This is a genomic window from Streptomyces sp. YPW6 (assembly GCF_018866325.1).
Taxonomy (GTDB): Bacteria; Actinomycetota; Actinomycetes; order Streptomycetales; family Streptomycetaceae; genus Streptomyces.
In genome coordinates this window covers 5778081-5788525 of the sequence record NZ_CP076457.1, presented here as the reverse complement: position 1 = coordinate 5788525, position 10445 = coordinate 5778081, and the positions used below count along the sequence as shown (strand labels likewise).

At 73.6% G+C, this 10445-nt stretch carries 11 protein-coding genes; 5 read left to right on the top strand and 6 right to left on the bottom strand.

Annotated features, from left to right (window positions below):
* Positions 1–94: 94 nt before the first annotated feature.
* Entirely contained in the window at positions 95–901 is an 807-nt protein-coding gene (locus KME66_RS25500) for a site-2 protease family protein (RefSeq protein ID WP_216326341.1), read from the top strand.
* A gap of 14 nt (positions 902–915) precedes the next feature.
* On the opposite strand, the gene KME66_RS25495 is transcribed toward KME66_RS25500, so the two are convergent.
* The 3 genes from KME66_RS25495 to npdG form a co-directional block, all read right to left on the bottom strand.
* Positions 916–2022, bottom strand: coding sequence for an ABC transporter permease (locus KME66_RS25495; protein WP_236726276.1), 1107 nt, complete (start codon positions 2020–2022; stop codon positions 916–918).
* A 231-nt stretch (positions 2023–2253) separates the two neighbouring features.
* Entirely contained in the window at positions 2254–2436 is a 183-nt protein-coding gene (locus tag KME66_RS25490; RefSeq protein WP_030806282.1) for a hypothetical protein, read from the bottom strand.
* A 119-nt stretch (positions 2437–2555) separates the two neighbouring features.
* Positions 2556–3266, bottom strand: coding sequence for an NADPH-dependent F420 reductase (gene npdG, locus KME66_RS25485; RefSeq protein WP_216326339.1), 711 nt, complete (start codon positions 3264–3266; stop codon positions 2556–2558).
* A 187-nt stretch (positions 3267–3453) separates the two neighbouring features.
* Between npdG and KME66_RS25480 the strand changes: the two genes are divergently transcribed.
* The gene (locus KME66_RS25480; protein WP_216326336.1) at positions 3454–4056 is read left to right on the top strand and encodes a hypothetical protein; all 603 of its coding nucleotides are present in this window, start codon (positions 3454–3456) and stop codon (positions 4054–4056) included.
* A 351-nt stretch (positions 4057–4407) separates the two neighbouring features.
* Positions 4408–5667: an MFS transporter gene (locus KME66_RS25475; protein ID WP_101927960.1), complete on the top strand. Its 1260-nt coding sequence runs from the start codon at positions 4408–4410 to the stop codon at positions 5665–5667.
* 115 nt (positions 5668–5782) lie between these two features.
* Here KME66_RS25475 and KME66_RS25470 read toward each other — a convergent pair whose 3' ends face one another.
* Entirely contained in the window at positions 5783–6019 is a 237-nt protein-coding gene (locus tag KME66_RS25470; protein ID WP_073218302.1) for a hypothetical protein, read from the bottom strand.
* Between the two features lie 59 nt (positions 6020–6078).
* On the opposite strand from KME66_RS25470, the gene map reads away from it, so the two are divergent.
* Positions 6079–6936 (top strand): type I methionyl aminopeptidase, encoded by an 858-nt coding sequence (gene map / locus KME66_RS25465; RefSeq protein WP_073218305.1) that lies wholly within the window; start codon positions 6079–6081, stop codon positions 6934–6936.
* 298 nt (positions 6937–7234) lie between these two features.
* On the top strand, positions 7235–7900 hold the full coding sequence (locus tag KME66_RS25460) for a heme oxygenase (biliverdin-producing) (protein WP_073218309.1): 666 nt from the start codon (positions 7235–7237) through the stop codon (positions 7898–7900).
* A gap of 82 nt (positions 7901–7982) precedes the next feature.
* Here KME66_RS25460 and KME66_RS25455 read toward each other — a convergent pair whose 3' ends face one another.
* A complete protein-coding gene (locus KME66_RS25455; protein WP_216326333.1) occupies positions 7983–8705 on the bottom strand; it encodes a PhzF family phenazine biosynthesis protein in 723 nt (240 codons plus the stop codon).
* 114 nt (positions 8706–8819) lie between these two features.
* On the bottom strand, positions 8820–10424 hold the full coding sequence (locus KME66_RS25450) for an HtaA domain-containing protein (protein ID WP_216326330.1): 1605 nt from the start codon (positions 10422–10424) through the stop codon (positions 8820–8822).
* Positions 10425–10445 lie beyond the last annotated feature (21 nt).

Genomic DNA, 10445 nt, shown 5'->3' with positions numbered 1-10445 from the left:
CCGACGTTCCTGTCCTGCCGGACCGTACGGCCGCCCCGACCCGAGGGGGCGGAGCGTGCGGTCGCCCCGCCCCACCCGAGGGAGTCGAACACCGATGACCACCGCAGCCACCCGCGGAGACCGCAGGATCAGCCCGGTCTTCCTCGGTATCGCCGCCGTCACCGCGGTCGCGGGCTGGGCGGTGTGGACGGGCTTCGCGGACGCCACCGGCTTCGCGGTCTTCCTGTTCGTCACCGGGGCCTGGATCGTCTCGCTCTGCCTCCACGAGTACGCGCACGCCCGCACCGCGCTGCACAGCGGGGACCTGTCGGTGGGGGCGAAGGGCTATCTGACGCTCAATCCGCTGAAGTACACGCACGCGCTGCTCAGCATCGTGCTGCCGGTGCTCTTCGTGGTCATGGGCGGGATCGGGCTGCCGGGCGGGGCGGTCTACATCGAGCGGGCCCGGATCCACGGCCGGTGGAAGCACAGCCTGATCTCGGCGGCGGGCCCGCTGACGAACGTGGCGTTCGCGTTTCTCTGCACGGCCCCGTTCTGGCTGGACGCGCTGGACGGGGTGCCGCGCGCCTTCCAGTACGCACTGGCGTTCCTGGCGATGCTCCAGATCACGGCGGCGATCCTGAACTCCCTGCCGATCCCGGGGCTGGACGGCTACGGGGTGATCGAGCCCTGGCTCTCGTACAGGACCCGCCGCCAGGTGGAGCCGTTCGCGCCGTTCGGGCTGATCGCCGTGTTCGCCATCCTGTGGATCCCCGGGGTGAACATCGCCTTCTTCGACGGGATCGACGCGCTGCTGGGGGTGCTGGGCGTCGACGACCTCCAGCGGTACTGCGGCTACGACCTCTACCGCTTCTGGCGGGCGCTCTTCGACGAGCAGAGCCCCGTGTGCGCGGTGGGGTGACCGCCGGAGCGCCCTCACCCGGCGGCCACCGGCTCCCGTCGGCGTCCGTCGCGCTTGCGCCGCTCGCGCAGGGCGGCGGCGAGGATCGCCACGGCCACCCCGCCGAACGCCCAGGCGCCGAGGATCCACAGGGCCCCGGTGGTGGCGTTGCCGTCGAAGTAGACGGTGTTGCGCACCACGGTCGTCCCGGCCCCCGGTGGCAGGGCCTGGCCGATCGCGGCCCAGAACGGGGGCAGCAGCGAGGCCGGGTAGACCCCGCCGGAGCTGGGGTTGCCCAGGATCGTGAAGATCAGGATGGTCAGGCCCAGGCCGACCGTGCCCGCCACCGACTGGAGGGCGACCCCCACGGCGCCGGAGGCGAACACCACCAGGGTCCCGATCCCGACCAGCTCCCAGAACGCCCCCGGCAGGCAGTCCAGCACCGGGCCCACGATGAGCGCGCCGCCGATGCCCGACACGAAGCCGTACGGGAGCATCGCGGCGAGCCGGACCAGGGTGCGGCGCAGGGTGGGCTTCTTGGAACCGGCCGCCATGTTCAGGGCCGAGGCGGCGAGGTAGCCGCCGATGGTCCAGCTGAGGACGAGGTAGAAGGAGGACAGGCCCCGGGAGTCACCGGCCGAGGGGGCGCGGAGGTCGCGCACGACGATGGTGCGGTCCTGGGCGCGGGCGACCCGCTGGAGGATCTCCGTGGCCGCCGTGGTGGCCGACGGGCCGCCCGCCGAGGCGACGAGCAGGGTGTCCGTCCGGCTCGCCGGGTCCACGACGAGGGCGGCGTCGGTGCGCCGGTCCAGCAGCCGCGCCCGCGCCTCGGCGCGGTCGGCGACCGGGGTGACGCGGACCGGGTCGCCGGGCAGCGCGTCGAGCCGGGCCACCAGGTCCCGTTCGACGGCGGGCGGGGCGACGAGTGTGATCGGGACCTGGTGCGGCTTCGGCGCGTGGAAGGCGCCCATGTAGGAGAGCGCGAAGCCCAGTTGCAGCAGGAGCACGCCGAGCATCACGAGCGCGGACCGGGTGGAGACGGCGTCGCGCACCTCCCCCAGGAACCCCCGGCCGCCGTCGCCCGCCGTCCGTGCCGTCGATCCCGGCCCGGCCCCGTACCCGTCGTCCCTCGCGTCCGCCACACGGTCCTCCCTCGTCGCCCTCGCCACGGCCGTGGCGAGGCCGTCACATGGTCGGCCCCGGGCCGCGCAGGGCCTTTGGGACGCGCCCGCGCGGACGCCCCCTCGACCCGAACGGCGGAGGGGCGCGGAAGGGTGCGGGAGAGCGAGAAGGAAGGTCGACGAGGCGGGTCAGCCCGCGTCGAGGGCGGGTCAGCCCGCGTCAGGGACGGGTCAGCCCCCGTCGGGGACGGGTCAGCCCGCGTCGGGGGCGGCGGCCAGGCGGTGCCTGCGCACGTAGAACCAGGTCATGTTGGACGAGAGACCCGCGATGAGCACCCAGACGATCCCGAGCAGGCTGCCCTGGGCGAAGGAGACCACGGCCGCCACGACGGCGAGGACGCAGACGACGAGGGCGTAGAGGGCGATGCGGGGCATGGGGGTCGGCTCCTGTCGGGAACGGTTCGCGCTCCCTGCCGGGAACGGTCGCGGTCCCGTCCAGTGTCCCCCATGCCCCGTTGTGCCCCGAGCGGGGCCTGCCGGACGGACGGGCCCGGTCAGACGTCGGTGGTGCGCAGTCCGGCGTGGGCCTTGTAGCGGCGGTTGACCGAGATCAGGTTGGCGACCAGCGACTCGACCTGGTGGGCGTTGCGCAGCCGGCCGGCGAAGATGCCCCGCATCCCGGGGATCCGCCCGGCCAGCGCCTGCACGAGGTCCGTGTCGGCGCGCGCCTCGCCGAGGACCAGCACGTCGGTGTCGATCTCCTCGATGGACTCGTCCTGGAGCAGCACGGCGGAGAGGTGGTGGAAGGCAGCGGTGACCCGGGAGTCCGGCAGCAGGGCCGCGGCCTGTTCGGCGGCGCTGCCCTCCTCGGGCTTGAGGGCGTAGGCGCCCTTCTTGTCGAAGCCGAGCGGGTTGACGCAGTCGATGACGAGCTTGCCCGCGAGCTCCTCGCGCAGGGACTCAAGCGTCTTGGCGTGGCCGTCCCACGGCACGGCGACGATCACGATGTCGCTGCGCCGGGCGCATTCCGCGTTGTCCGCGCCCGCGACCCCGAAGCCCAGCTCGGCCGCCGCCTGCTCGGCGCGGGCCGCGTCCCGGGAGCCGAGGGTGACCTGCTGCCCGGCGCGGGCGAGCCGGTAGGCCAGGCCCCGCCCCTGCGGTCCGGTGCCGCCGAGCACGCCGACGCTCAGGCCGGATACGTCGGGGAGGTCCCAGGGGTCCTTGGCGGGGGGCTTGGGCGCACTGCCGCTGTCCTGTGTAGTCATGGGCCGACCCTACTGCCAGGTAGGAGGCGGGGAGGCCGCCCCGTCCACCTCGGTCGGCCCGGGTCCGGTCCCGGTTCCGCCCGCCGGTTCCGCTCTCCGGTTCCGTTCGCCGCCGGATCCCCCGTTCGGGTGAGGGGGCGGCGGACGGGGCCGGCCGGGGCGGCGGGCCGGGGCAGGATGCCGGGCCATGGATGCCGTACGCGTCGCCCTGCTCCGCGATGTGCTGGCCGGGACCCGGTGGCCCCAGGACGCCCGCCGGTTCGCGCTGGCCCTGCGCGGCTGTGTCGTGCCGCGCGGCGGCGGCCTGCTGCTGACGGGGACCGAGGCGTACGAGCCGTGGCATCTGGCGGCCCATCTGTCCGACGAGTCCGCCTGGTCGGGGCTGCCGGAGCTGGCTCCCACGCTTGTACGGCACCGGGTGGCGGCGGACGACCCGGCGCACCTGGCGGTCGGGCTCGGCCGGATCGCGGCGGCGGGCCGGGGCGAGACGGTGCTGCTGATCGCGCCGGAGCGGCCGGGCGAAGGCCTGCTGGAGCGGGTGCACGACGCCCGGCGGGCCGGGGCGCGGGTGCTCACCCTGGACGGCGGCGACCCCGAGGTCCGCGGGCTGGCCCACGAGTCGCTGGTGGTCGGCGGGGACGAGGAGGTGGATCTGGACATCGTGCAGCACCTGGTGAGCGCGGCCGCCGGCGAGAACGGGCGGCCGTTGGCGGGCGGGCGGCGCACGTTCCGGGACCGGCTCGCCCGGCTGGCCGACCTGCTGACGCAGCCGCCGCCGGCCCGCTGGTAGCGCGGGCGCCGGAAGCCGGGACGGCGGCGCACCGCCCCGGCACGAGGGCCGGCAGAGCAAGACCGGCGGACCCGGTCGGTCCGGCCGGGCGGCGGACACCGAGCTGAGGCAGCACCCGCACCGCCCCGACGGCAGGGCGGCCGTCCGATGCCGGGGCAGCGGCGGCCGGCCCCGCGAGGAGGGGGGAGGGAAGAGGCAGGAGGGAGGGAGGCAGGCCGTCGAGCGGGCAGACGGACAGACGGGGAAAAGTCGCTTGCCCCGCACATCCTGTTGTCCGGATCATGGCCCTTCGTGACCTCAGCGCCTCCCCCGCCCTCCTCGCCGCCCTCGTCCGCGCCCCGGCCGGGCCGGTTGCGCGGCCTGCTGCCCGATCTCGCGCCGTGGCGTTCCTCGCCGGACTTCCGGCTGCTGTGGGTGCAGGGCCTGATCACGTACTTCGGCAGCTTCATGGCGCTCATCGCGCTGCCGCTCCAGATCAAGGACCTCACGGGCTCCCCGCTCGCGGTGGGGGCGATGGGCGCGGTGGAGCTGGTGCCGCTGGTGGTCTTCGGGCTGTACGGCGGGGCGCTCGCGGACTCGGTGGACCGCCGCCGGGTCATCCTCCTCACCGAGGCGGGGCTCGGGGTGCTCGCGGCGATCCTGCTGGTCAACGCCCTCCTCCCGGAGCCGCTGCTGTGGCCGCTGTACGTGGTGGCCGGCGGGGTGTCCGCGCTGGCCGGGCTGCAGCGGCCCGCGCTGGACTCCCTGATGGCCCGGATCGTGCCGCACGCCCAGCAGACGGCGGCGGCCGCGCTGAACTCGCTGCGCTGGCAGATCGGCGCGATCGCGGGCCCGGCGCTGGCCGGTCTGGTGGTGGCGTACGCCGGTCACGCCACGGCGTACACGGTGACGGTGTGCACGTTCGCGGCCTCCGTCGTGCTCTGTCTGCGGCTCTCCCCCGCGCCGCCCGCCAAGGAGGCGGCGAAGCCGTCGCTGCGCGGGATCGTGGAGGGGGCGCGGTACGCCTGGAGCCGGCCGGTGCTGCTGGGGACGTACGCGATCGACCTGGCGGCGATGTTCTTCGCCTTCCCGAACACGATCTTCCCGTTCCTGGCGGACGAGCTGGACGCGGAGTGGTCGCTGGGCCTGATGTACGCGGCGGGCTCGGTCGGTTCGCTGGTGCTGGGCCTGACGAGCGGCTGGACGAGCCGGGTGCGCCGACACGGGCTGTTCGTGGTGTTCGGTGCGGCGGCGTGGGGCCTGGCGATCGCCGCGGCGGGCTGGTTCTCCAGCGTGTGGGTGGTGCTGGTCTGCCTGGCCGTGGCCGGGGCGGGCGACATGCTGAGCGGGCTGGGGCGGGCGACGATCTGGAACCAGACGATCCCGGAGGAGCTGCGGGGCCGGCTGGCGGGCATCGAGGTGCTGTCGTACAGCGTCGGGCCGCAGCTGGGCCAGGTGCGGGCCGGGGCGATGGCCGGCTGGACCGGGACACGGTCGGCGATCTGGACGGGCGGGGTGGCGTGCGTGGCGTCGGTGGCGCTGCTGACCGCCGCGCTGCCGAAGCTGGTGCGGTACGACTCGGAGACGGACGAGGACGCGGTGCGGAGGCGGGAGACCCGGGTGGAGGGGTGACCCGGGTCCGGCCGGGCGGCCGGGCTCCCGGGGCTCCGCCCCGTACCCGTACCCCGCTCCCCGAACGCCGAAGGGGGCAGCCTCGGGCGCGGGAGGGGGACGTGGTCAGTGGTCCTCAGTCGCCGGACGGGCCCGATGCGCCCTTGTCCTCGTCGTGCCACTTCGGGTCCGTGTCCCACTCCAGATTGCGCTCGCGCGCGGTGTCCATCGCGTGCTGGGCCGCCTCGCGGGAGGTGTAGGGGCCGAACCGGTTCTGCGCCGGGCACTCCGGGCCCTCCTCGACCTTCTTGTGCTCCAGGCAGTAGTACCACTCGCCCGGCTTGCCGACCGTGCGCTTCTTGAACAGGGCCATCGACTGCTCCTTTCCTTGTCGCCATGGTGCCCCCGGGGCCGCTGGTTAGACTCGCTGACATGTCTGGCCAGTCGCTTCTCGTACCAGGGGAGATCACTCCCGTCCGTTCCGTCCCCGGAAACATCCGGCGCCCCGAGTACGTGGGGAAGCCGGCTCCGACGCCGTACACCGGCCCGGAGGTGCAGGACACCGACACCATCGAGCGGATGCGCATCGCGGGGCGTATCGCCGCGCAGGCGATGGAGGAGGCCGCCAAGCACATCGCCCCGGGCGTCACCACGGACCGGCTCGACAAGGTCGCGCACGACTTCATGGTCGACCACGGCGCGTACCCCTCGACGCTCGGCTACCGGGGCTTCCCGAAGTCGCTGTGCAGCTCGCTGAACGAGGTCATCTGCCACGGCATCCCCGACTCCACCGTGCTGCGCGACGGCGACATCGTGAACCTGGACGTCACCGCGTACATCAACGGGGTGCACGGCGACAACAACGCCACCTACCTCTGCGGCGACGTGGACGAGGAGTCCCGGCTGCTGGTCGAGCGCACCCGGGAGTCGCTGACCCGGGCCATCAAGGCGGTGAAGCCGGGGCGGCAGATCAACGTCATCGGCCGGGTCATCGAGTCGTACGCCAAGCGGTTCGGCTACGGGGTCGTCCGCGACTTCACCGGGCACGGGATCAACACCTCGTTCCACTCCGGTCTGATCATCCCGCACTACGACAGCCCGCACGCCACCACGGTGATGCAGCCGGGGATGACGTTCACCATCGAGCCGATGCTGACGCTGGGCACCCACGAGTACGACATGTGGGAGGACGGCTGGACCGTGGTGACGAAGGACCGGAAGCGGACGGCCCAGTTCGAGCACACGCTGGTCGTCACGGAGACCGGAGCGGAGATCCTCACCCTTCCGTAAGCACCCCGGCCCGCAGACACCTCGGCCCGCAGACACCTCGGCCCGTAGGCACCCCGGACCATAAGCACCCCGGCCCGTAGGTATCCCGGACATCACCCCGGATCGTCCGTTTCCGGGCCCTCCGCTCCCTCGTGCCGTAGCTTTTTACCGACAAGCAGTCGGGAACCAGTTGACTTAGGTAAGCCTAAGTAGGAGGATCGGCGTACTGGCACGCCCCGCCGCGCCGGCGGGGCGGCCACCCGCCGACCTCTCCGTCCCTTTCTGGACGTCCCGTCCCCTCGGTCCCCGGAGGCCCGCCTTGGACGCAACCGCCGCCGTCACTCCCTTCTCGACGCTCATCCGCACGGCGTCGCACGAGCAGCACACCGAGGCCGAGACCTCGACCTTCATGGGTGACCTCCTGGGCGGGCGGCTGGGAGTGGACGCGTACACGCGCTACACCGAGCAGCTGTGGTTCGTCTACCGGGCTCTGGAGGAGGGCGCGGAGGCCCTGCGCGGGGACCCGGTCGCCGGTCCGTTCATACAGCCCGAGCTGATGCGCTCCGCCGAGCTGGAGCGCGACCTCGCGCATCTGCGCGGGGCGGACTGGCGCGCGGGCCTCGAACCGCTGCCCGCCACCGCGGCGTACGCGGCCCGGGTCGCGGAGTGCGCGCGCACCTGGCCCGCCGGCTACATCGCCCACCACTACACCCGCTATCTGGGCGACCTGTCGGGGGGTCAGATCATCCGCGACAAGGCGGAGAAGACCTGGGGCTTCGACCGCAAGGGCGATGGCGTCCGGTTCTACGTCTTCGAGCAGATCACCAACCCGGCCGCTTTCAAGCGGGGTTACCGCGACCTGCTGGACGCGGTGAACGCGGACGACCTGGAGAAGCAGCGCATCATCGAGGAGTGCAAGCGCGCCTTCGCGCTGAACACCGCGGTCTTCCGCGAGCTGGGCGAGGTGTTCCCGCTCAGCGCGTAGAAGCTGGCGTACGGTTCTCCGCCGCCCGGGTCCGGCAACCGGCTCCACCGCGTCGAGCGGTGGAGCCGTCCCGTTGCCGCCGTCAGTGGTCGGCCCCCCTTGACAGCGCGGCCGTCGCCGGCGCGGTCCGGCCCCGGGCGGCCATCAGGACGCGGCCCCCGACCTCCACCGTGCCGTCCGGCGCGGGTGCGGTGAGGATCTGGGAGCCGCGTCCCTGTGTGATGTTCAGGGCCCGGCCGAGGTGGGCGCTCAGCAGCATGGCCGCGGCCCCCGTCGCCTCGTCCTCGACGATCCCCGTCGCCTCGCCCCGCCTCGGGAAGGCCCGTGCCCGGACGCGTCCGGCCGCCTCGTCCTCCCAGGCCCAGGTGTAGAGCCAGCCCTCGCCGGGCGGGGGCCCCGGCAGCGCCTCGATCTCGGCGGCGCTCGCGTACTGCTGGAGCGTGCGGGGCGGGGCCCACTCGGGGCGGGCGGTGATCCAGGTGAACTCACCGTCCTGGCGCGCGAACACGTCCCCGACGGCCAGCTCCAGGATCTCCAGGTCCAGCAGCCAGGCAGCGCCGACCAGTGGGTGTCCGGCGAACGGCAGCCGGAGTCCCGGGGTGTGGATGTCCACCCGGCCGCGCTCCGGGTCGTCGACGAACACGGTCTCGCTGAAGCCCAGTTGCCGGGTCAGCCGCTGCCGGGACGCCTCGTCGGGGTGGCCGCTTCCGTCGCGTACGACGCCGAGGGCGTTGCCGTACCGGCCGTCGGGTCCGCAGAACACCCGCAGGACGTCGATGCCGCGGGGTACGTCGTAGTCGTTCACCAGGGCATTCAAGCACTGCCGGGCACCGGGGCGGGAAGCGCGCCGGGGACGGCCGCGGGGCCGTACCGGCGGGCACTGTCGCTGCCGGTACGGCCCCGGGGATGTGCGGGTGGATCAGGCGGTGGTGTCGCGGCGGCGGCGCGCCGCGATCACGACACCGGCACCGGCCGCCACGACGACGCCGGAGGCGGCGATCAGGGCGCCGGTCGGGACGTCGGAGCCGGTGGCCGCCAGAGCACCGGAGCCCCCGACCGTACCGCCGGTGGAGCCTCCGGTGGAGCCGCCGCCGACCGTGCCGCCGCCGGTGGTGGAGGTCGAACCGCCCGCCGTGGCACCGCCGGTGGAGCCCGAACCGGTGGTGGAGCCGGAGCCGCCGGTGGAGCCGTCCGGGAGCTGGGCGTCCTTGTCGATGGAGACCGCGACGTTCAGCGCGTCGAGCGGCTCGCCCTTCTCGTAGAAGCCGCCGAACGCCTTGGCGCCGTCCGCGGTGAGCGTCGCCGGGACGTCCTGGAGCTCCACGATGCCGCCCTTGGCGGCGAGGGCGCCGGCGGGCACCTTCAGGTCGGCGAAGGACAGGTCGGTGAACGTGCTGACCTCACCGGACTTCTGGTCCTTGGACGAGACGTCGGCGAGGAGCGCGCCGGAGGTGCCCTCGATGTCGACCTTCAGATTGCTGAGGGACAGGTCGAGCGCGTACGCGCCCCCGGTCTTGTGGCCGAGGAAGCGCACCGTGCCCCGGAACGCGGCGTCGAGGGTGTTCTTGCCGGCGTCGAGGCGGCCGGTCGCCTTGGTGAAGCGGTAGCTGTCGCCGCCGGCGGACGCGCCACCGCTCGTCACGATCCTGCCGTGGGCGATGTTGCCGACGACGTAGTTGCGGAACTTCTCCTTCACACCCCAGTCGAGGGTGCCGTCGACGACCGGCCCGCTGACGGGCGCGGCGGTCCGGGAGGCGGTGGGGGTCGGGGCGCCGCTCGGGTCCTTGGTGGGGTCCGTGGTCGGGTCCGGGTCCTTGGTGGGGTCCGGGTCCTTCGTCGGGTCCTTGGTCGGGTCGTCCGACGGGGTCGGGCTCGGGGCCGCGGTCGTGAGCGTGAGCGTCGCCGGGTCGAGTTCAGCGCCTTCCGCGTAGAAACCGGCGAAGGCCTCCGAGCCCTGGGCCGTCAGCTTGGCCGGTATGCCGGTGAAGACCGTCTCGCCGTTCGCGCCGCGACCGCGCTGGGCACCGGTGATGTCGAGGGCGGCGATGGGGGCGTCGTCCTCGGAGACGACGGTGCCGTCCATCTTCTTGCTGGTGAAGTCGGCGGTGATGGTGCCGGTCTCCCGGCCGGTGCCGACCTTGATGTCGCTCAGACTGACGTCGAGCACGCCGTGGTGGCCCTCGAACCGGACGCCGCCCTGGAACGCGGTGTGGGAGGCGTGCGTCCCGACGTCGTAGGAGCCCTTGCCGTCGACGAAGGTGAACACGCCGTTGCCGTCGGCCTGCCGGGCTCCGTCGGTCACGGTGATCCTGCCCTGAGCGACGGGGCTGACGATGTACTTGCGGAAGGACTCCTTGATGCCCCAGTCCAGCGTGCCGTCCACGATCTCGAACTTCGGGGCTGCGGCGGGGCCCCCGGCCGGGGAGCCGGCGGCGACGGCCGGGAAGGCGAAGGCGGCGGCGCCGAGGGCGACGGCCGCGGCGACGGCCGCGGCAAGGGCTGTGGGGCGGCGGGTTGCTGCCATGTCGGTATGTCTCCTAAAGGG